Raw genomic sequence first — 22,439 nt, 5'->3', positions numbered from 1 at the left:
ACATACTCCTTTTCTTTTAAATAATCATATTTAAAATTAAAACAAATCCTAATCCACAGACAGATATAGCGGTTTCTAATAACGACCAAGTTAAAAATGTTTCCTTTACCGTTAAACCAAAGTACTCTTTAAAAATCCAAAAGCCAGTGTCATTAACATGGGAAAAAATAATACTACCTGCACCAATAGCTAAAGTTACTAATGCTAAGTTAGCGTCTGTTGCTTGTAGTAGCGGTAAGACGATTCCTGTAGTTGAGATAGCGGCAACCGTTGCTGAACCTTGCGCAATACGTAGTAATGATGAAACAATCCATGCTAAAAGTATTGGAGACATACTCGAACCAACAAACATGTGCTCAATTGTCTTTCCAACACCGCCATCGATTAATATTTCTTTAAATGAACCACCTGCACCTAAGATAAGTAACATCATCCCAATAGGAATAATTCCAGATTTTGCACTTTCCATAATCTCATTCATATTTCTATTTCTACGTACACCCATTGAATATATTGCAAAAAGTAATGATATTAGCATTGCAATTGGTGCATTACCGATAAAGTAAGTAATACTTTCAAACTGATTTGTCGCTCTATCTTGGTGTCCTGTAATCATTTGAACAATTGTAGCAAACAACATCAAAATAACAGGTAATAATGCAGTAAACACACTAATACCAAACCCTGGACGATATCTTTCTTCAATAGATACCTGAGAAATTACATTTGTCATATCTACTTTTTTAGTGAACGCACTTGGTGATAATTTAGGTAATATTTTCACAAGTAAACCACCAACAATGGCAACTGTAGGTATGGCTATAATCATGCCATAAAGTAGCACTTGCCCTAAGTTCGCATTTAATTCTTTTGCTATGACAACTGGTCCTGGATGCGGTGGTAAAAAGCCATGTGTCACTGATAATGCAATGGCCATTGGTATACCAATAGTCATATGAGATACGCCTAAACGTTTAGAAATTGTAAATGCTAAAGGTATTAACAATACAAGACCTACCTCAAAAAATAATGCAATACCAATAATAAATGACGCTAAAATCATCGCCCATTGGATATATTTCTCTCCAAATTTATCTATAAGTGTATCCGCAATTCTATTTGCTCCGCCTCCGTCAGCAAGTAACTTACCTAAAATTGCTCCTAAACCGAATATAATTGCTACACTTCCTAAAGTGCTACCCATACCTGTTTCAACTGTTTTAACTATTTCATTTAATGGCATACCTAGGATAATACCTGTAAAAATGGATGTCACAATTAAAGATATAAATGCATTAATCTTAAATTTAATAATTAAAACTAATAGTACAATGACGCCTAACACAACACTGATTAATGGCCATAATTCTCCAAACACATCAACACGCCCCTTTTATTATTAAAAATATAAAATTTTAAGTTTTATGTTTATTCCACATTATGAAATGGTATATCATATAAAGGAATTAATTATTAGTATAAAGCGCTAATGAGAGCGCTGTCAATCAAAGGAGGAAGATTATGTCAAATGTTCAGTCTATTGATCGTGCCCTAATTTTATTAGAATCAATATCTAAACACAGCCCGGTTTCACTTAATGAACTAGTTGAATTAAGCAATCTATCAAAAACAACAGTCCACCGATTAGTAAAATCTCTTGTTGATAATCATTATGTAAAACAAAATTCTTTAACACATCAATATGAATTAACTTACAAATTATTTCAATTAGGTTATTCAAGTATTCAAAAGATCGATTACTTAAACATTGCTAAAAGTTTAATTAGCAAATTATCTATAGAGGTATCCGAAACATGTCATTTAGTCCTCGAAGACAGCAATGAAATTTTATATATAGAAAAATTTATTCCTAACAATACTGTCTATGCTATGGCCTCAAAAATAGGACAACGAGCACCAATGTATTCCACTGCTGTGGGAAAAGCTATTTTATCTACTTATAGTAATGAAGCTATTCGAGCTGTGTGGGATAGTTCTAATATTGAAAGTTATACTGAACAAACCATTACCGATTTTGAAGTTCTTATGAAAGAAATAGAATCAATTCGTGATCAAGGCTATGCAGAGGATAATGAAGAAAATGAAAAAGGGATTTTTTGTGTTGGCACTTACTTTGTTAACTATAAAAATGAAGTTCAAGGTGCAATAAGCTTATCTTTTTCAACGTCTCAACTAAATAAAAAAGCCTTTTTTATTGATAAGTTAAAATCAACTGCAAATGCTATTTCAAAACACCTAGGATATCCAATAGATTAAAGTGTATTTTTACTTTATAACTTCGTTATATTATCATACTCCTTAATATTTTGATAAAGTACAATTAACTTATTAATTAAATTTATTTGCCAAACTAAACAATGGGATTGGATGGGGATCTACAAATGAAATTTAAAAATGTTACATTATTAACATCTGAGTTGGAAGAAACTTTGCAGTTTTACGAAGAAACATTAGAATGTCCTGTTCAAGTTATTGATCAAGATTCTTTTATTGTTCAAATTGGGGAAACTCAATTACATTTTCAAAAATCTGAAGAAATCAATCAACCGTTTTACCACTTTGCAATAGATATTCCTTACAATCATTTTTATGATATGAAACAACACTATCAAAATATTTTATTTTTATTAATGGAAGATGGTCAACACACAACTTATTTTGAATCCTTTGCTGCACATTCACTTTATTTTAATGATCCTTCAGGTAATATTGTCGAACTCATTGCAAGGGTATCTAATATGACGGATGATCCTGAATTTTCAAGAATTAGTGAAGTCGGATTTGTATGTAATGAGCTAGACGATGTGTATCAAGCTTTAATCAATCATCATCTTACAACACATGAAGCGCGCTCATTTTCTCCAGAAGGTTTAAATTTCATGTGTGATTCAGACGATGAGTGTTATATTTTATTGACGCCAGAAAATAAAAAATGGATTTTTTCTGATAAAGCATCTACTACATTTCCGATAGCTATTGAAACACAAGACTTCAAATTAACTTACGACGACAAACATCAATGGTCTTTAGTATCTTTATAAATTTATACATAAAAAGGATGGGAGCAAGACATGTATTGATGTCACACTCCCATCCTTTTTATATTCAAAATATTATTCCCTTACCTGTGATTTGTCACTGACAAACTTTTTTAACGTTTTATCTAATCCATCTTTTGCTTCTTGATCATAATCATAAGTGCTGTCTTCATTAGAAGTGATGTGTTTATCTAATATAAATCTACCTTTGTGAATTGTATCTGCACCTAATTCTTTAATCACTGGATCTAAGCTATATTGAATTGCTAATACATGTGCAAAGGTTCCGCCTAATGCTAACGGCAATACTGTCTTACCTGTGAAAGCACCTCTTGGTAATAAATCTAAATACGTTTTAACAATACCTGAATAAGCTGCTTTAAATACAGGAGATATGATAATAATACCATCTGCGCTTTCTATTTTCTGATGTGTTTCATTAATAGACGCATTAGAAAAATCCGCTGTAATCAACGCTTCTGCGTCTAATTGATGAACGTGTACAACATCTGTATCAATACCTTCATCTTCTAGATATTTTTCAGCATACTCGACAATACCTGTTAAACGAGATTGTAATTTATTTCCACCTGCAATGATTGCTACACTTGCCATCTTTAATGTCCCCCTTTATTTATTCAAACTGCTTATACTTTCTCAGACACCTGACAGGAGCTCAATTTTTTTAAAACCAAACATGTTATTGTTGTGCGCTTTATCTCTATCAAATTTAAATTTCTGCTGTACTATAACTATATTGTTCATTTAATTGCGGTTTATATTGTGATCCTGGATGCGTTGATCTTAAATACTTTTCACCTTTACCGAATAAATTTTCTCTAAGTGTTGTATTTTCTTCATCATAATCTTTACGATAAACGCCACGTGCTTGTAATATTGGAACGACTTTTTCTATGAAATCTTCATATGAATTTGGTATCGTTCCATAGGCAATATTAAATCCATCTACATCAGCAACTTCAACCCAATGCTCTATTTCATCAGCAATTTGAGTAGGTGTACCGACAAAGCGAACTGAGCCAATACCTAAGCCATGATGTTTAATAGCCTCTTTCAGTGTCCATTTACGTGTCGGATCTTTCGCATAAATATCTAACAAGCTTTGAATTGCGTCTGTTTCAATATCTTCTAAATATTGATCTGGATCAAATTGAGAAAAGTCTATGCCTGTGTGTCCACTTAATAAAGCAGCAGTTCCTTCATAAGTGATATGTTGAATTAACTCTTGATGTAATTGTTCTGCTTCTTCTACCGTATCACCAATAACGGGAACAATCATAGTAAATACCTTTAAGTCTTCTTTATTTCTGCCTTGTTGTGTTGCTCTAGAACGAATGTCATTTACATCATTAGCCAAACCTTGAAGTGAATGATTCACGACAAAGATTGCTTCTGCATGTTTACCTGCAAAGTTACGACCTTTATCTGAAGCACCTGCTTGGAATAATACTGGTGTACGTTGTGGAGATGGCTCTACAATATGTGGTCCAGGTACATTAAAGAAACGACCTTTGTGATTAATTAAATGTACTTTATCAGGATCTGCATACGTGTTAGTAGCTTTATCTTTTACAACTGCATCATCTTCCCAACTGCTTTCCCACAATTTATACGTTACATCTAAAAATTCATCTGCACGATCGTATCTTGTTTCTTTAGGCATACGTTCTGTTAACCCTAAATTTTCCGCTTCACTTCCTAGGTAAGATGTCACAACGTTCCAACCAATACGACCATGTGTTAAATGATCTAATGTAGAAAATTTTCTCGCAATATCATACGGTTGAAAATAAGTTGTAGATACAGTTGGCGCAAACCCTACATGTGCTGTTGCTTGCGCCATAGCAGAAATCACTAATAAAGGATCATGATCTGGGACTTGAACAGCATGTTGTACAGCTGTTTTATAATCATTGCCATATTCACTATATGTTCCTAATACATCAGCGATAAATAATGAATCGAACTTTCCTTTTTCAAAAAGCTTTGCAAGCTTCACCCAATAATCGATTGTGCCATGTTGCGCACCTTCATGTTTGTCATGTTTCCAAAGTCCAATTGCATGTGGTGCTGGTGAGTTCTGAATAAAGCCATTGAAATGTATTTGTTTTTTTCCCATTGTTATTACCTCCTATGAGTTTAAGTGATACCTGTACTTATATTTCATGTTTCCATTTTCATTTATCATGTAAAATGTTTTTATATTAATTAGATATAATTAATCGGATATTATTTAAAAATTATTTTTCAATCGTACTCAAATCTCCAGCTGGTAAATCTAATTCCCAAGCTTTTAAGACACGACGCATAATTTTACCAAAACTTGTTTTCGGTAATTTATCCATAAAATCAATTTCTCTTGGTGCAGCATGTGCAGCTAAACCGGTCTTAACAAATTGTCTTATTTCAACTTTGAGTTCATCTGTTTTCTCTACGCCTTCACGCAATGTGACATACGCTTTGATAATTTCACCCCTTACGTCATCAGGGATGCCAATAACACCTGCCTCAGCAATCGCTGGATGTTCTACAAGTTTAGACTCAACTTCAAACGGGCCTACTCTTTCGCCTGATGTCATAATCACATCATCTACTCTACTTTTGAAGAAAAAGTAATTGTCTTCATCACGATATGCTGAATCTCCAGAAATATACCAGCCATTTACAAAATATGAATTGAATTTTTCTTCATTTTTCCATATTTTTCTCATCATGGAAGGCCATCCTGCTTTTAACGCTAAATTACCTAAGGTATTAGGAGGTAATTCATTGCCTTCGTCATCGACAATACTTGCAGTAATACCTGGTAATGGTTTACCCATAGAACCCAATTTAATTGTCTGACTTGGATAATTCACAATCATTAATCCACCGGTTTCTGTCATCCACCAAGTATCTAGTATACGTCTGCCGTATACCTCATTCCCCCAACGAATCACTTCTGGGTTTAAAGGTTCACCAACTGACAAAATACTTCTTAATGTTGATAAATCATATTGCTTAGTGAATGTCTCGCCTTTACTCATCAACATACGTAATGCTGTAGGGGCGGTATACCATAATGTAACTTTATATTTTTCTATCATTTCATACCATAATTCTGGAGAGAATCTTCCACCTATGACACAATTCGTTACGCCGTGAAGCCAAGGACTGAATATGCCATAGGACGACCCTGTAACCCATGCTGGATCTCCAGTACACCAATAAATATCATCTTCTTGTAAATCTAATACATATTTTCCTGTAATGTAATGCACAATCATCGCATCCTGTGCATGTAAGACGCCTTTAGGTTGGCCAGTTGAACCAGACGTGTAATGCAATACAAGTGGATCTTCACGATTTAGCCATTCAATGTCGAAGCTATCACTCGCACGCTTGAACGCTGTATGAAAATCAATATGTTCTGGCGATACATTGTTACCTACAACTATAATTGTTTCTAAGTCTGGTAATTTTGAGTAAGGTACACGGGGTAATAAATCTTCCGTTGTAACTAAGACTTTAGCGTCTGCATTGCTTAAACGTTCTTCTACTGCTTGATCCATAAATGCTTCGAATAATGGTCCACATATTGCTCCAGTTTTTAAAATACCTAAAAATGAAAAATAAAGTTCTGGCATTCTAGGCATATACACAAACACTCTATCGCCTTTTTCTACGTTAGCTTCTGTCTTTAATAGATTCGCTACTTTATTTGAAGCTAGCTTTAAATCTTCGAAAGTAAAAGATGCTTCTTGTGCGCTGTCTTTATAATTCAAGGCAATTTTTTGCCCTTTACCGTTATCTACGTGACGGTCTATACATTCATATGCCATATTTACTTTTCCTGTTTCATACCAAGAAAATGCTTTTTCCGCTTCTTCCCAATCAAAGTTATTATATGTATATTCATAATCTTGAAGATTAAAGTTTCCTTTTTCACCTTTTAAAATTTCAGTTGTCATGTGTAGGCCTCCTATAAAGATTTAAAAATCATTATAGAGGGAACTTTCTGAATATTCAACCTATTATTTAATAATTCCGATATATTTAGTATGATTTAAACCTTTGAAACCTAGAGCCACATATCTTAGAAGTTTTACAAATAATTTTAATGTTTTTTAATTGTTCCACAATTTCATTTTAAATTATTATAACTTAAAGGATATTTATTATTCATTTGATTATGATTGCTTTGGTGTGAGAATTGATAATAAAAATAATTATTATGTTAGCTTATATTTTATAATTGACGAGAATAAATATGACATTATCATCTCAAGAGATATAGAGGTCTTTTAAGAGGATATTTGAGACTCATAGATGTATTTGGTTTATTTAGGCAAACTAAGGATCATAGGCGGTTATATAGCATTGTAATGAATGATTGAATTTGTATTTTGAAAATAGCAGTGGTTGTGGTGACTCCCCAAGCTAAAAAAGAGCCTGGGACATAAATATCCCATTCTCAAATTAAAAGCAGCAATCCATTAGAAACTAATAGATTGCTGCTTTTCTACGTTAAAATCTTCCGATTTTGAAAGCGCATGCTTGCCTGGGGTATGGTTCGAGCCTGTAGTCTCTCACTCATACTATTCCCCTAGGCGTCAGCTCTTTACAAAATCGGTACAATTATATAAATTAATACAAAAAAATAAGTCACTTTCGTATAATAAAGTTACTCTAACATAACTTTAGAATGAGGTGTCTTATGTATAAAAATTATAATATGACTCAGTTAACACTGCCAATGGAAACTGAAATTTTGATTCCTAACAATGATATCGCACATGCAGTTAATCAAATTGTTGAAACAATTCCAGAAACAGAATTCTACGAATTCAATCACTTAAATGGTGCATCATCTTATCACCCTAAAATGATGTTGAAAGTAATTCTTTATGCTTATACACAATCTATATTTTCTGGACGAAGAATTGAAGCTGCACTTTCAGATAGTATTCGTATGATGTGGTTATCTCAAAATCAAAAGCCATCATATAGAACAATCAATCGTTTTAGAGTAAATCCAATCATGGATAAATTATTAAAGTCCCTATTTGTTAACTTTAGAACCCAACTTATAGAACAAAAACTCATTGATAATGAGTCCATATTTATTGATGGTACTAAAATTGAAGCTAATGCCAATAAGTATACATTTGTATGGAGAAAAAATACTGAACGCTATAATCAAAATGTGATTGATAAGTCGAAATCACTTTATGAAGAACTCATACAAACTGAGATTTTACCTGAGCTCAAATTAGAGATGAATGAAGAAATGAGCAATCAAGATTTAAAAGAAGTTTGTACAGAATTAGAAAATAAAATCGAAGATTTATCAAAAACAATTAAAACTGATAGTAATATTGAAAATAGAAAGTCACTAGGCTTAAAAAAGAGTAACTTGAAAAAATATAAGAAAGAACTTAACGAAATAATTGAACATAAAAGTAAATACCAAGTTCAACTAAGGACTTTTGGTGACAGAAACAGTTATTCAAAGACTGATAATGATGCCACGTTTATGAGAATGAAAGACGATCATATGAGAAACGGACAATTAAAAGCTGGTTATAATTTACAAATTGCGACAAATCATCAATTCATTTTATCTTTCAATGTTTATCAAAATCCTACGGATACAAGAACGCTTATACCTTTTTTAGAGCACATTAAAAATTATTATGGTGACATTCCTGAATATATCGTCGCTGATGCAGGCTATGGAAGTGAACCAAACTATTTATCTATTCTAGATGATTTTGGTAAAACACCTTTAATTACATATGGAATGTTTATCAAAGAACAAAAAAAGAAATATAAAAATGATAAATTTAATACACAAAACTGGGCATATGATGAGATTAACGATGAACTTATTTGTCCAAATAATCGTAGATTACCTTTTATAAGGTATGCTTATAGAAAAGATAAATATGGTTTTAGAAGAGATTTTAAACTGTATGAAAGTGATAGTTGTAACGGGTGTTTATTAAGAAATCAATGTATTAAAAATAACTCACTATCTAATAAAAAAGTAATGAAGAATTATAATTGGGAATATTTTAAATTTCAAATCAATAAAAAGCTTTCAGAACCAAAAACACAAAAAATCTACAGTCAAAGAAAAATTGATGTAGAACCAGTTTTTGGTTTCTTGAAGGCTATTTTGGGTTTCAAACGAATGTCACTTCGTGGGTTACCTAAAGTTAAACGAGAAGTAGGGCTAGCATTAATGGCAATAAATATAAGGAAAATAGTAGCTCATCGAGCTATTAAAATGGATAAGAACATAAAAATGGTGGTTTCTACTTTATTTCACGTAGAAACCACCATTTTTTTAGTTATCTGAGAAGCTTATGTCTCAGCCTCTTTTTTAAATATATTGTCGATCGTACTAACGCTGGATGGTTGTACCAACGTTTTGACCACTTTGTAACTTTTTAATAATATGTGATTCATTACCTGCCGCAATGACTACTTTTTCACAACCTGATTCAATCGCTTGAATCGCATCTTGAACTTTAGGAATCATACCGCCGTAAATTGACGCTTGATCGATATAGTGATTGATACGTTCAGCATTCAGTGTAGCTTGCACTTTTTCATCAATGATGACACCAGGAATATCACTTAATAGATAAATTGGAGCCTGTAAAAATTGTGCGATTTTATATGCTAATGTATCTGCATTAATGTTATACAATTGCCCTGTGCTTCTATGTTGACCTATAGATGCAATGACTGGTACAAATTGTTCTGTTAATGAAGCAAGTACAGAAGTATCGACATCTGTAGGTTCACCGACATAACCATATTTATCGTCTAATGGGATGACATCAAATAATTTTGCATCTAAGCCATTGATACCAACACTTTGAATATCTGATTTATTAATTTTGCTAACGAGACTTGGATTGACTGATCCAATTAATGTCTGACTTGTTACTGAAAGTACTTCTTGCGTTGTCACTCTTAAGCCATCTTTAAATTGTGTAGGCACGCCTTGTTGCTCCAAAGCTTCATTAATAAAAGGTCCACCGCCATGTACAATGATGGGTTTAAAGCCTTGTTGTCTTAAAAATGCAATGTCTTCTATTGTTGAATCGTGTAGATTTGTCAGAGTGCTGCCACCTATTTTAATTACAATATAGCTCATTTGTCACACTCCTTAGGTTCTATATGAAGCATTGATACGTACATATTCATATGAAAGGTCACAACCATATGCTGACGCTGCGCCTTCACCGTTACCAACTGATGCTTCAATGTAAATATTATCCGCTTCTAATTGTTTTTTTAAATGTAACTCATCAAATTCAACTGACATGCCATCTTCAACGACAGACACATTACATAAAGAAACATTCGTCTGACTTGGTTCTATGTCTTCAGAAGCATAGCCCATCGCTGTAACGATTCTTCCAAAGTTGGCATCTTCACCATGAATTGCTGTTTTAACGAGACTTGATGATACAATACTTTTAGCAATTTTTCTTGCTTCTGCAACATCATTTGCGCCTTTAACTTTAGCCGTAACTAATTTCGTCGCTCCTTCACCATCTTTAGCTATAGATTTAGCAAGATACTGGCTCACGAAATTTAACGCATATTCAAATTTTTCCCAATCTGGATGTAACGTATCGAGTTTATTATGGTTCGCCTGTCCATTTGCCAAGCCAAGAACCATATCATTTGTACTAGAATCTCCATCAACTGTAATCATATTAAAGGAGTTATCAATCGTTTGTTTTAAACAATTGTCTAGCGTATCCGCATCAATTTTTGCATCTGTAGTAATAAATGACAGCATTGTTGCCATATTCGGATGAATCATACCCGAACCTTTAGCTGTTCCTCCAATTGTTACAGTTATACCATCAATTTCAACTTGCACAGATAAATGTTTAGTAAATGTGTCCGTCGTTAAAATAGCTTGATTGAAAAACTCACTTTGATTATATTGTTCTTTTAAAACGTTTTGTGTGCCGTGTTGTATCTTATCCATAGGTAAAAACGATCCTATAACACCTGTAGACGCGACACCTACGCTTTCTTTGGATAAATTTAAATGCTCTGCTACCCATGCTTGCGTGTCTTTGGCATCTTGTATACCTTTTTCACCAGTACATGAATTAGCATTTGCTGAATTCACTACAATGGCTTGTAATGATTGATTATTTTTAATCGTTTCTTCAGTTACTTTTAACGGTGCTGCTTTAAAACGATTCAATGTATAAGTTCCTGCCGCAGCAGCTGCTGTCGTTGAGTAAATCCATCCAAAGTCTTTTTTCTTTCTTCTTAATCCAACGTGCATGCCTCCAGCTATAAAACCTAATGGAGAACTTACATCCCCTTGTAAATCTATCTTCAATTGATTGAGTGTATCTAACGTTTCAATATCTTTCATCCCATCTCACCTTTCTTTTTATATTACGGATATACAGGTAATTGTGTTAATCCTGTTGCTTCGTTCAATCCATACATTAAGTTTAAATTTTGTATTGCTTGACCACTTGCACCTTTGACTAAGTTATCAATAACAGAAACAATCACTGCTGTTTGACTTTCTTCGTCAACATACATGCCGATATCACAATAATTACTACCGTATACTTCTTTAGTTTTAGGATAATTACCTAAATCTCTAATGCGTACAAATGGTTTACTATCATAATATTGATTGAAAGTTGCATGTAAATCTTCGCTAGTAGTTTGTTTGTTTAATTTCACATATATCGTAGAGAGTATGCCACGTGTCATTGGTACTAAATGCGGAGTAAATACTACTTTGATATCTTCATTTGCTAAATACGAGACATATTGTTCTATTTCAGGCTTATGTTTATGCTTACCAATCGCATAAGCACTTAAGTTTTCATTCATTTCAGCGTAATGGACGTGTTGTGCAAGTGACCTTCCAGCGCCTGAAACGCCTGTTTTGGCATCTATAATAATTGAATCTTTTTGAATTAGTTTTTGATCTATTAACGGATGTAACGCTAATAATGTCGCAGTAGGGAAACAACCAGGATTAGCTACTAGTTGTGTATTCGTTTGATCTATTTCAGACCATTCTGCAATACTATAGTTTGCATCATCCAATTGTTGTTGTGTCGCAGCTGTTTCACCATAAAATTGTTGGTAGAGATCTCTATTAGTTAACCTGAAATCACCTGATAAATCGATGACTTTTATATTTTTCTTTACCAAATCTGGCGCTACATGTTTACTTACATTTGAAGGTGTAGCAAAGAACATCACATCACAGTCAACTGTTTCAGTGTCTAAAGCTTCGTAGTGATGCGTTAAATGGGTTAAGTGAGGAAATGTATCTTTTATTGGTTCATCCGCTTTAGAATGTGAAAAGATATATTTAATTGTTACATTTGGATGGTGTTGTAATAATCGAATTAACTCCACTGCACCGTAACCACTGCCTCCTACTATCCCAACTTCTATCATAACGTTCATTCCTTTCTGAATATTCAAACTTTTTTAAGTGTTATGCTTTACTTTTTTTCTAAAACTTCTGTTATTACTTTTATAACTTTATCAATTTCCTCATCTTCAATAACAAGTGGTGGTGCAAGTCTAATAATATTCCCTTGTGTTTCTTTACATAGCACACCTTGTTCTATCATCTGTTGACAATACGATTGTGCTGCTTCAGTTAATTCAATACCGATAAATAATCCTCTGCCTCTCACATCTTTTATGATGTTGCTGTCTATCAGCTGTAAATGGTTAAGTAATTTTTGTCCTTGTTCAGCAGAACGTTCGATTAAGTTTTCGTCAATTAACACATCTAATGCCGCTATTGATACTGCACATGCAAGTGGGTTACCTCCAAATGTTGAACCATGTGTACCAGGTGTAAGTACTTTCATCACGTCATCGTTAGCTAACACTGCTGAAATCGGATAAAGACCGCCACCAAGCGACTTACCTAATAAGTAAATGTCTGGTTCTACACCTTCCCATTCCATTGCAAACATCTTACCTGTTCTACCAAGACCAACTTGTATTTCATCTGCAATAAATAGAACGTTGTGTTCATCACATAAGTTTCGAACCTCTTGGATGAAATAATCTGGCGGTACGTTGACGCCACCTTCACCTTGTATTGGCTCAAGTACAATTGCGGTTGTATTTTCGTTAATGAGTGATTTCAAGCGAGTGATATCTCCGAAATCCATATATTGCATATTATCTAGCAAAGGTCCAAAACCTTTTTTATAACTTTCTTGCGATGATAACGATAAGGCACCTAGTGTACGACCATGGAAATTTCCATTCATTGCAATAATTTCGCCTTGGTTTTCCGCTATACCTTTAACATCAGTTCCCCATTTTCGTGCGATCTTAATTGCCGTTTCAATGGCTTCTGTACCTGTATTCATAGGTAATACTTTTTCTTTATTGGCAAGTGAACATATTTTCTCTTCCCATTTGCCCAAATTGTCGCTATATAATGCACGTGATACCATAGTTATTTTTTCACTTTGCTCTTGAAATGCTTTTATAATTTTCGGATGACAATGCCCTTGATTGACGACTGAAAAACCTGAAATACAATCAATGTAGCTATTATCTTCAACATCCCAAACTTTAGCACCGAGACCTTTCGTTAAAGCCAGTTTAAGCGGGCTATAATTGTTCGAACTGTATTGATCTGTTAGTGCAAATAAATCATTCATCGAAACCCTCATCCCTTTTCTATAAATATTCTAAATTTTGAATTAATATCCATAAATCATACACGTAATTTTACAATTAGTCAAAGATTAATTTAAATAATAATTAAATAAACAATTGCCTTAAAGCCTTTTTGCAAATTTTTTATATACTTAACATTTCTAGAAATACTGTGATGACAATCTGTTCAATGTATATAAGTTGTATTTTTTAGTACAGATGGCTTTTAAAAAAATGTTATGTAATTATTTAATGGCAGTAACCACCCTACTATTTTCATAAAAATGGCAAACTAAGTTTCCTTTCCACTTAGTTTGCTTAATATTAATTAGCACTATCTAAGATTTTCATTTGCTATTATAGAGTTTTGGTTTGTCCTCAAATTTGAACTTTTATCTTTATTGATTTGCTTAGTAAATTTAAAACAGATACTACGCCGTAGCATGCTGTATCAAATTTATAATAATTAGATATGAAATCATACGGGGCATGAATCTCGTTAATACAATTTTTCACGATACTTTTTAACAATAAGAAAGCAACGCTTACAAAGTATAAATAATTCATAAAGTGCTACCATTTTATTTGCGTTTTTGCTAATCTATTTTACGTTCAAAACAAGTTGAATGCATTTTTTATACAAACTCTTGTATACGGAATTATTATACGCATATAAAAACTCAAGTCAAACCAACTTTTAAATCGGCAATAACTGTATACAAAGGGATATTTATACACATTAAACATACTTAATGTATAAATATGTGGCACAATTCATTCGCCTTCAGTCCTATAGATAAAGTCCATAGCGTGTCATTTTACCATGTTACTCATTTATTCATTAAAAGTATATTCACAGTAAATATCAAATTTACACGCAATTGCCTTCAAACCTTTTGATGCCAACACTTGTAGGCATTTTACAGCCTTTTAAATCACAAATTTACCCTTATTTTACTTTTTTAATGTATTTATACACAAATGAAGCAGTATCTACAAGGAATTGTGTTTAATCCGTTTAGATACTGCTTTTTATGATGTTACTCAAATATATAATTATGCTTTTAGTAAGGTCATTACATAAATAAATCTAGTATTAGTACAACAATTAATCCAGTAATTGATGTCGTCAATAATAAGACACCCCATGTTTTAAAGGTATCCTTTATGGAAATGTTAAAGTATTCTTTAAATAGCCAGAATGAAGCATCATTTACGTGTGTAATGGTATTACTACCTACTGCAGTAGCGAGGACCATAAGCACAGGACTTACATTAAACGTAGGTATCAGTGGTCCTACAATACCTGCAGCAGTAATCGCTGAAACTACACCTTGTCCAGTAGCAATACGAATCAACGCTGTAATGAGCCAAGCCATGATAAGTGGTGAAATATTAGTATCTTTCATAATATCTGCTATATAGTTCCCAACATTAGCTTCTAGTATTACTTCTTTAAATGCACCACCTGCACCGACGATGAATATAATCGTTGCAACACCTTTCAAGCCGCTTTCAAATGTCTTCATCATATCATCCATATTTTTACCTTTTCTAAGACCGAAGATGACAATAGCAGTTAAAATAGCAATAATAAGACTGATTTCTGCACTTCCTAAAAATGTTACAGTTTCATGTAATAATGTATCCTCAGTAATAAATAAACTTAGAATTGTTGAAATCGAAATTAAAATTGCAGGAATAAGTGGTATAAATAAACTCATTCCAAAACTTGGCATTTCACTTTCTGAAAAAACCTTGTTCTTTTTTAATAACGGAGGTACTGGATAATCCATATTTTTCATAAACTTAGGTAGTACAATACCTGCCATGAACACACTAGGTATAAAGACAATAATTCCTAATATATAAACCATACCCATATCTGCGTTGTAAGCATCTACAAGGGCAGTTGGTCCTGCTTGAGGTGGAAATATACTATGCGATAGTGTCGTGGCAGCAACCATAGTAATCGCTAACTTCATAAATGGTGTTTTTGCTTCCACTGCAATACTAATTACTAATGGTGCTAAAATCATAAATGCCACTTCATAAAACACAGAAATACCAAATACAGCACCTACAATAATTAATGCCCACTGCACATGTTTAGCACCAAATTTATTTATAAGTGTCGATGCAATACGTTGTGCTGCCCCTGAATCCACCATTAATTTACCAAGTACTGCACCAAATCCAATAATAAGTGCTAGACTTCCTAACGTTGATCCTAATCCTTCTTTAATTGTTTCTAATATTGCAACAGGTTTCATCCCGTTTATAAAACCAACCACTATTGCTGAAAAAATGAGCGCTAGAATACTATTGATTTTGAGCTTAATATTTAAGAATAATAGTAAGGCAACCCCTATTACGAGTGAAATGAGTGGTAGATGTTCGCTTAAAAATGACAATTTCATGTCCTCCCATCCCTTAATAACTTATGAAAGCGAATTCACAACTTCTAATTATAATAGATTTGATTTAAAATAACAACGTTGTTATTTTAAAATTGCTTTTACTTTAATTTCTCAAAAGATATTCAACTAATTAATATAAAAATAAAAGCATACCCGTCACTGTATAAGTCTCTTTATAACAATAACGGATAGGCTTTTTAATTTTGTTAATTATACGTATCAAAGTGCCATTGCTTATCTTTCAGGACATCTCTATAGAATGGGTCTGTGCCGATTACTTTAATACGATCTGCTAACGCTTCTACTTCGTCTAAATGATGTGTCGTTAATATAATCAGACATTGTGCTTTCATTTTATTGAGCAAGCTATGAATATCATATCTTGATTTCAAATCTATACCTACAGTTGGTTCATCTAATATTAATATTTGCGGATTACTTAAAAGCCCTATTAATACATTCACTTTTCTTTTCGTGCCACCTGATAGTTTCGACACAGCAATTGTTCTATCTGCTAAATGAAGTTGGGATGCATACTGGTCTATTGTGTCCTCTGTTATAGGATTTTTACATAATGCCTTAAAGCAATTGATATTTTCATTTACTGACATGTGTTCAAATAATGCAATATCTTGAGGCACATATCCAATCATATCTTGAAGTTGCTTTTTGGCAACTTGGTCACCAAAGTAAGTAATATTGCCACGATCCGCTTCCTCTAACCCTGAAATCACTCTTAACAGTGTGGATTTTCCAGCCCCATTTTCACCAAGTAAAATAGTTAACTGTTTATCTTCAAATGTCATATCTAGCGATTCAAAGATGCTTTTACGACGGTATTGTTTTTTAATATTTTGTAATTCTATCATCTCATCACTCCTATAATTGTATGAAGATATAAATTAAACTCATCACTAGTGCATATATAAGGGTCATAAACAGTCTATGACTTAATGTATTTACTTTAAATAATAGCCAAGCTACGCCCAATTCATAAATTAAAATAACCAATAGCGATTTCACATAAAATATCAATGATAAATTTTGTTGAAATACGATTGTTGTCAGACTTAAAAAAATCATTAATATAATGGTATGTGCAATAGCATATGTGCCAAACAATTTAAGTCGACTATAACGGAACATAAATAACCTTGCCAGCGCTCCATTTTGTTTCAATCTTTGATGTAACACAATTTGAACACTGCTAACACATAATAAAATCGCAAAGACAATACTTAATGATATAGAAGTATTAGAACTATGATTAATAACATAATGCGCTATCTTTGATTCTGGCGTTTCTTGATTTAATTTTCTATTAACTGCTTTTAACGAGGTATCTTGATCGTTATCTTCTAAGTGCGACTTCACTATATTAGGTATTTGCTGTTCATACAAAGAACGACTAATCATTTCTAACGTAATATCTCCAATAAAGTCATCTCTGCCATATAGTGTTAGTGCATCTTTCAAATGATTACTATGCAACTTGTCACTATAATTTTCTGGTATTTGCAAACTGACTACCGCTTCTTTTCTAGTAACGCGTTCCTCAATGTATGCTTCCTCAAGCGGCACATGCTCTACCTGCACAAATTCATTGCCATCTATAGCTTCAATCAATTTTTTAGATGACGACGAGCGTTCTTGATCTTGGACTGCAACTGGTATTTGAAATGATTGATTGAGTGTCTTGTATACACCCCACACTGCCAATAGTGTAAATAATAATAATATCGTCAGTAACACGTATTGTTTCCACTGTTTTACGACTACGATAAAAAGGTAAGGTTGAATCATCTACGATACCTCCTGACAATGACAAATATTAATACAACAAATGATAATAGCAAGCTAATATAAAACATAAGCGGCGTTTCTAAAATGTAATTATTTAATATGATTTCCAACATTTGATTTGTTACAAAACTAAATGGTTGAGTCGTAAAAATACCATTGAATAAATGCTTAAAATATATGGTAGGTATGATTAAGCCTGATAGCAGAAAAATCACAAGACTTAATATACTTTTCAAAATATAATTCATCCATTTAAATGATATTAAATCAATAATCGTCAGCCAGATTATCAGCATCAAGATATAATATATAAGTTGAATTACTAGAGTAGACCAATTGTAGCTTTCAAAATCATTCGGCAATACATTGAGCATCCAAAATAAGCCAACTACAGACCAAATACTCGTATAAAATAATGTAAATAAACTTCGAATAAGTGTTAGTTTCTCAAATGAAAAATGATACATGCTTAACCTAGATTTTAATGCTGTTACTTGATTCATTTTTAAAATTGAAAATAACGATAAAGCGAAGATAAAAATAGACGCTAAATAGCCAGTTATCACATAATAACTCGCAGTATCATAGATTTGTACAGGTTGATAATCAAAACCGCCTGTACGGTTTAACCCTGTAAACAATAAGTCTGTTAATAAAAGCATCGTGTCTTCTTTTCCAGCGTCCTCTGCAAGTGATGTATAAGCAAGTCCCCCACCCATAGACAACATGAGACGATTGTACACTGAATCTGTTAATTGATTAATGACTAAACTTTTAGTCGATTGTTTATCATATGTATAAACCGAAATAGGCAAGTTACCATTTTTATAAAATGACTTAGTCATCCCTTTTTCAAACACATAGTATCCTTCTAACTTCCGAGCTTTTAACAATTGGTGTGCTTCTTGTTTATTATAGCGTTTGATACTAATGTCTTTGCCTAAGTTTGTACCATTGCCCATCGATTTAAGTATTAATGCAGTTTCTGTCGATTGATCGCGATCCACAACACCAATTCTAAATTTGGAATCATCTTGGTTAAATTGTTGTATGACAAGTAAGACTGAAAACAAACCAATGATAATTAACACCAAATATAAAAACAAATGCCATTTTTTCAATAAAAAGGAGTGGTAAATGCGAAACAATTGTAATGTTCTCATTTAACCACTCCTTTCATTAATATTTTAGTTTAAATTTTTATAATGCTTATTTATCTTCAAGATCTTTCACAACATCTTTCAAGATGTCTTCAGCATTATCAGAAATTTCTTTTTGTAATTTACTGAAATCACTGTTAGACATTGTATTTAAATCTTTCGCACCAGCTTTATCAAACTTAATGTCTTCTTTAAGTTTAGTTTCGCCTTTTATGTTAACTGTAACAGGTTCATATTGAACTTCAGTGGTAATGTCGAGATCTTGTTTTTGTGAATTATTCTTCACATCAGTCTCTAATTTATTTTCATATTCAATTGTAGTTTCATCGTAGTTTGCACTGATTTCGATATCACCTTTATCAGTACGTTTGTTACCGTCCACTGTTTCTTTATTTGTAACTTTGATATCTGATTCTTTAATACTATCATCAAAACCTAAAGTATATTTATCGTCATACTTATCATCTTCTTTTGTTGACTCACCTTTGAGCGAAATCTTAGCCTCATCAGCAGATACGTTATAATCCATAACTAACTTGTCATCATCGATTTGACTTGTACCCTCTAATTTGATTTCAGCACCGCTATTATCTTTCAATGTTAAATCACGTTTAAGAATTTGATTGTCATCTTCCCATATTACAGATTTAATACTTGGGAATTCATCTTTATCAGCATCTTTCACTTCTTCTAAAGCCTCATCAATTGAATCATCATATTCTTCAGCATTAAATTGATCTTCTGCAATGCCTTTAATATCTTTATCTTCTTTAGCTTTTTCTAGAACTGCTGTCAAAATTGATTTCGTTTCAGCTTTGCTAATATCCATTGTTACTTTATTCGTATCTTTCTCTTCGCCATCAACATCGATCTTATCGTCTTCTTTTTCAAAATTATCATCATCAAGTTTATCGATAATTAATTCACTATAGCGTTCACTAATTTTCTCAACTTTTTCTTGTGAAATTTGTGTCCCAGATAATAGAGAATTTAAATTCAATGTATCATTCGTGATTGCTGAATTATTGCTGTTCATATTTGATGAACTACTTGAAAAATCGCTTGATGAACTGCTTGATGAACTACTGACTGTTTCACCCGTTAATTTTTCATAAACATCTACGAGTTCATCATTTTTAGCTTTGTAAACATCATCTAAAATTGGTGCTGAGTAGTATTGATTGTTCTCATCTGCTGCCCATTGAAATTCCCCAATTTCATTATCGGCTACAGTAGGGTTTAATGCTAATACTGACTTTTCGTTCTCTGGATCATGTCCCATTTTAAATCCTATTTTAGAAGCATCTACTGCAGATTTTGGTATATCAGATGATTTAAGTAATTTCTCTGGTACATCTGCACTTGCATCTAAACTAATTAAATATGACTCATCTTTCATTTTGTCTTGAAATTTAAATTCATTTTCAAAACGGTCTTTAGCGTATTCTTGCATTTGCTTAGCGGTTTCTTGCTCACTTAATAAATATGTGTTCTTCGGTGAATTTTTCATGAAATAATAAGCAGCTGCACCGCCTATCCCAACAACGAGTAACACCCCAACAACGACTGCTATGACGATCTTCACTGTCTTTGACATATCGTCCAACCTCCCATAAAATTTTATTTCTTTTATAATATCACAAAACTTATAATATTAATTAATTAATTTGATAATTTTTATAAATTTTTGCATCTTTTTAAATTATATATTTATACTTTTTATACCGATGATATTATTTAATTAAGTGCAATGTATTGTGCTTAATTGACGATTGCACAAATTATTACAACTCACTTTTAAAGATTCATCATATAAAAAGACGCAATGCTCATAAATAAGCATTGCGTCTCTTATAATTCACCATATTAATCTTTTTTAACTTCATCTTCCCACCAAAGTGCATCTTTAGGATTTTGAATGACGTCTTCATATTCTTCTTGATTTTCAACGTTCGGATAATTCCCTCTCAATGATTTGTTTGATGTTGATTTAAACATTGTTAAGAAAATAATAAGTCCGATGATGTTAATAAACATCAAATAATATGAAGGTGAAATTTCTTGACCTGTCGTTTGTACTAACATTGATAAAATAAACGGTGTTAAACCACCAAATATTGCAGCACCAATATTATAAACAAGTGACAAGGTACGTAATCTCACTTTTGTATGGAACATACTTGGTAACACTGATGGCATTACGCCTTCAAATGTTGACATGAATAGTGCGATGATAAATAATCCTAAGATAACAACTGGTATAATTGGAATACTCATGAGCCAGAAGGCAAGCACAGAGAATAAACTAAAGCCAATTAAACCAAATAAAATTGTATTCTTATTACCAACCTTATCACTATACCAACCAAAGAAAAATACAGCTGGTATCATCACTAACATCGTGACCGTACTCAGTATAGAACTCATAGTGCCCCCTAAGTTAATGGTTGAGTTTAAGTACGATGGCATAAAGGATAACACCATGTAATTAGCCACATTTAAGAATGCGACACCGGCGAAACAAACGATGATATCTTTCCAATAATATTTAAATATATCTAAATAAGAATATTCTAATTCTTCTTGTTCTTCTAATGTCGATTCATAAGCAGGACTTTCGTCTAATCCTGTACGCAAGAAGATACCTACGATACCTAATGGTGCAGCAAGGATAAATGGAATTCTCCAACCCCAGTCTGCCATTTGTTGATCGCTTAACAATGCATACATCAAACCAGCTAGAACTGCTGCCATAATACTACCTGCGAGTGTACCAATTTCTAGTCCACTACCTAACTTACCACGTGCTTTATCTGGCGATGATTCTGCTATGTAGGTCATCGCACCAGCGTACTCTCCACCAGTTGAAAATGACTGAATCATACGTACTATAAGTAATAGAATTGGCGCCCATATACCGATTTGATCTTGCGTTGGTAGTAACCCAAGCATCAATGTTGAAGCTGCCATAAGTAATATTGTTGATGATAATACAACTTTCCGTCCATATTTGTCCCCTATATGACTGAAGAAGATACCACCAATCGGTCGTACTATAAATGCAAAAGCAAATACAGCAAATGTAGATACAATTTGCATCTCTTGCGGTAAATTACCAAAGAAATTGGCACTTATAACTACCGCTAATTGCGCATATAACCCGAAGTCAAACCACTCAATTGCGTTACCAATACCTGTGGCAACTACACTTTTTTTAGCTTGATCGGAATCTACCCTATTAACTTTTTCTTTTTTAAACTTCACAAAAAAAACACCCCTTAATTTTT

Annotated in this window: 17 protein-coding genes; 3 read left to right on the top strand and 14 right to left on the bottom strand. The window is 32.8% G+C overall.

All coding sequences use genetic code 11. From position 1 onward, the window contains the following. Positions 1-16: 16 nt before the first annotated feature. Positions 17-1,378: a gluconate:H+ symporter gene (locus MHB47_RS01575; protein ID WP_340754613.1), complete on the bottom strand. Its 1,362-nt coding sequence runs from the start codon at positions 1,376-1,378 to the stop codon at positions 17-19. Between the two features lie 143 nt (positions 1,379-1,521). Between MHB47_RS01575 and MHB47_RS01570 the strand changes: the two genes are divergently transcribed. Together MHB47_RS01570 and MHB47_RS01565 are read left to right on the top strand one after the other, a co-directional pair. Next, the gene (locus MHB47_RS01570; RefSeq protein WP_325983330.1) at positions 1,522-2,277 is read left to right on the top strand and encodes an IclR family transcriptional regulator; all 756 of its coding nucleotides are present in this window, start codon (positions 1,522-1,524) and stop codon (positions 2,275-2,277) included. A 125-nt stretch (positions 2,278-2,402) separates the two neighbouring features. After that, positions 2,403-3,062: a hypothetical protein gene (locus MHB47_RS01565; RefSeq protein WP_340754606.1), complete on the top strand. Its 660-nt coding sequence runs from the start codon at positions 2,403-2,405 to the stop codon at positions 3,060-3,062. 72 nt (positions 3,063-3,134) lie between these two features. Here MHB47_RS01565 and ssuE read toward each other — a convergent pair whose 3' ends face one another. The 3 genes from ssuE to acsA form a co-directional block, all read right to left on the bottom strand. Next, positions 3,135-3,674, bottom strand: coding sequence for an NADPH-dependent FMN reductase (ssuE, locus tag MHB47_RS01560; protein WP_340754604.1), 540 nt, complete (start codon positions 3,672-3,674; stop codon positions 3,135-3,137). A 115-nt stretch (positions 3,675-3,789) separates the two neighbouring features. Beyond that, positions 3,790-5,199 carry an LLM class flavin-dependent oxidoreductase gene (locus MHB47_RS01555; RefSeq protein ID WP_002506548.1) on the bottom strand — a complete coding sequence of 470 codons (1,410 nt, stop codon included), beginning with the start codon at positions 5,197-5,199 and terminating at the stop codon, positions 3,790-3,792. Positions 5,200-5,320: 121 nt separating this feature from the next. Next, complete coding sequence (gene acsA, locus MHB47_RS01550; protein ID WP_340754601.1) at positions 5,321-7,030, bottom strand: acetate--CoA ligase; 1,710 nt, start codon at positions 7,028-7,030, stop codon at positions 5,321-5,323. A 746-nt stretch (positions 7,031-7,776) separates the two neighbouring features. Here acsA and MHB47_RS01545 point away from each other — a divergent pair. Continuing rightward, on the top strand, positions 7,777-9,423 hold the full coding sequence (locus MHB47_RS01545; RefSeq protein ID WP_340754162.1) for an IS1182 family transposase: 1,647 nt from the start codon (positions 7,777-7,779) through the stop codon (positions 9,421-9,423). 45 nt (positions 9,424-9,468) lie between these two features. On the opposite strand, the gene argB is transcribed toward MHB47_RS01545, so the two are convergent. The 10 genes from argB to MHB47_RS01495 all read right to left on the bottom strand — a co-directional run bounded on the left by argB (position 9,469) and on the right by MHB47_RS01495 (position 22,416). Then, positions 9,469-10,230, bottom strand: a complete 762-nt coding sequence (argB, locus tag MHB47_RS01540; protein WP_340754599.1) for an acetylglutamate kinase — start codon at positions 10,228-10,230, stop codon at positions 9,469-9,471. Positions 10,231-10,242: 12 nt separating this feature from the next. Continuing rightward, entirely contained in the window at positions 10,243-11,481 is a 1,239-nt protein-coding gene (argJ, locus tag MHB47_RS01535) for a bifunctional glutamate N-acetyltransferase/amino-acid acetyltransferase ArgJ (protein ID WP_340754598.1), read from the bottom strand. 23 nt (positions 11,482-11,504) lie between these two features. Further along, complete coding sequence (gene argC, locus MHB47_RS01530; RefSeq protein ID WP_340754596.1) at positions 11,505-12,536, bottom strand: N-acetyl-gamma-glutamyl-phosphate reductase; 1,032 nt, start codon at positions 12,534-12,536, stop codon at positions 11,505-11,507. 47 nt (positions 12,537-12,583) lie between these two features. Then, positions 12,584-13,771, bottom strand: coding sequence for an ornithine--oxo-acid transaminase (gene rocD / locus MHB47_RS01525; RefSeq protein WP_340754594.1), 1,188 nt, complete (start codon positions 13,769-13,771; stop codon positions 12,584-12,586). Positions 13,772-14,845: 1,074 nt separating this feature from the next. Beyond that, positions 14,846-16,183: a gluconate:H+ symporter gene (locus MHB47_RS01520; protein ID WP_021338859.1), complete on the bottom strand. Its 1,338-nt coding sequence runs from the start codon at positions 16,181-16,183 to the stop codon at positions 14,846-14,848. A gap of 212 nt (positions 16,184-16,395) precedes the next feature. Beyond that, the gene (locus MHB47_RS01515) at positions 16,396-17,058 is read right to left on the bottom strand and encodes an ABC transporter ATP-binding protein (RefSeq protein ID WP_340754592.1); all 663 of its coding nucleotides are present in this window, start codon (positions 17,056-17,058) and stop codon (positions 16,396-16,398) included. A 10-nt stretch (positions 17,059-17,068) separates the two neighbouring features. Further along, complete coding sequence (locus MHB47_RS01510; RefSeq protein WP_340754590.1) at positions 17,069-17,992, bottom strand: ABC transporter permease; 924 nt, start codon at positions 17,990-17,992, stop codon at positions 17,069-17,071. Further along, complete coding sequence (locus MHB47_RS01505; protein WP_340754588.1) at positions 17,989-19,155, bottom strand: ABC transporter permease; 1,167 nt, start codon at positions 19,153-19,155, stop codon at positions 17,989-17,991. The genes MHB47_RS01510 and MHB47_RS01505 overlap by 4 nt, the downstream gene beginning before the upstream one ends. Positions 19,156-19,201: 46 nt before the next feature. Beyond that, positions 19,202-20,749 carry a DUF6583 family protein gene (locus MHB47_RS01500; protein ID WP_340754586.1) on the bottom strand — a complete coding sequence of 516 codons (1,548 nt, stop codon included), beginning with the start codon at positions 20,747-20,749 and terminating at the stop codon, positions 19,202-19,204. A gap of 269 nt (positions 20,750-21,018) precedes the next feature. Next, positions 21,019-22,416, bottom strand: coding sequence for an MFS transporter (locus MHB47_RS01495; protein ID WP_340754585.1), 1,398 nt, complete (start codon positions 22,414-22,416; stop codon positions 21,019-21,021). Positions 22,417-22,439: the final 23 nt, after the last annotated feature.

Source organism: Staphylococcus sp. FSL K6-3157 (assembly GCF_038005145.1).
Classification (GTDB): domain Bacteria; phylum Bacillota; class Bacilli; order Staphylococcales; family Staphylococcaceae; genus Staphylococcus; species Staphylococcus equorum.
The sequence above is the reverse complement of the archived record's forward strand: the minus strand, read 5'-3'. Positions and strand labels throughout refer to the sequence as shown.

Coding starts and splice junctions, on each gene's coding strand:
- MHB47_RS01515 (WP_340754592.1), bottom strand. CDS start 17,058: ATGATAGAATTACAAAATATTAAAAAACAATACCGTCGTAAAAGCATC.
- MHB47_RS01545 (WP_340754162.1), top strand. CDS start 7,777: ATGTATAAAAATTATAATATGACTCAGTTAACACTGCCAATGGAAACT.
- MHB47_RS01500 (WP_340754586.1), bottom strand. CDS start 20,749: ATGTCAAAGACAGTGAAGATCGTCATAGCAGTCGTTGTTGGGGTGTTA.
- ssuE (WP_340754604.1), bottom strand. CDS start 3,674: ATGGCAAGTGTAGCAATCATTGCAGGTGGAAATAAATTACAATCTCGT.
- rocD (WP_340754594.1), bottom strand. CDS start 13,771: ATGAATGATTTATTTGCACTAACAGATCAATACAGTTCGAACAATTAT.
- MHB47_RS01510 (WP_340754590.1), bottom strand. CDS start 17,992: ATGATTCAACCTTACCTTTTTATCGTAGTCGTAAAACAGTGGAAACAA.
- MHB47_RS01505 (WP_340754588.1), bottom strand. CDS start 19,155: ATGAGAACATTACAATTGTTTCGCATTTACCACTCCTTTTTATTGAAA.
- MHB47_RS01570 (WP_325983330.1), top strand. CDS start 1,522: ATGTCAAATGTTCAGTCTATTGATCGTGCCCTAATTTTATTAGAATCA.
- argB (WP_340754599.1), bottom strand. CDS start 10,230: ATGAGCTATATTGTAATTAAAATAGGTGGCAGCACTCTGACAAATCTA.
- argJ (WP_340754598.1), bottom strand. CDS start 11,481: ATGAAAGATATTGAAACGTTAGATACACTCAATCAATTGAAGATAGAT.
- acsA (WP_340754601.1), bottom strand. CDS start 7,030: ATGACAACTGAAATTTTAAAAGGTGAAAAAGGAAACTTTAATCTTCAA.
- MHB47_RS01555 (WP_002506548.1), bottom strand. CDS start 5,199: ATGGGAAAAAAACAAATACATTTCAATGGCTTTATTCAGAACTCACCA.
- argC (WP_340754596.1), bottom strand. CDS start 12,536: ATGATAGAAGTTGGGATAGTAGGAGGCAGTGGTTACGGTGCAGTGGAG.
- MHB47_RS01565 (WP_340754606.1), top strand. CDS start 2,403: ATGAAATTTAAAAATGTTACATTATTAACATCTGAGTTGGAAGAAACT.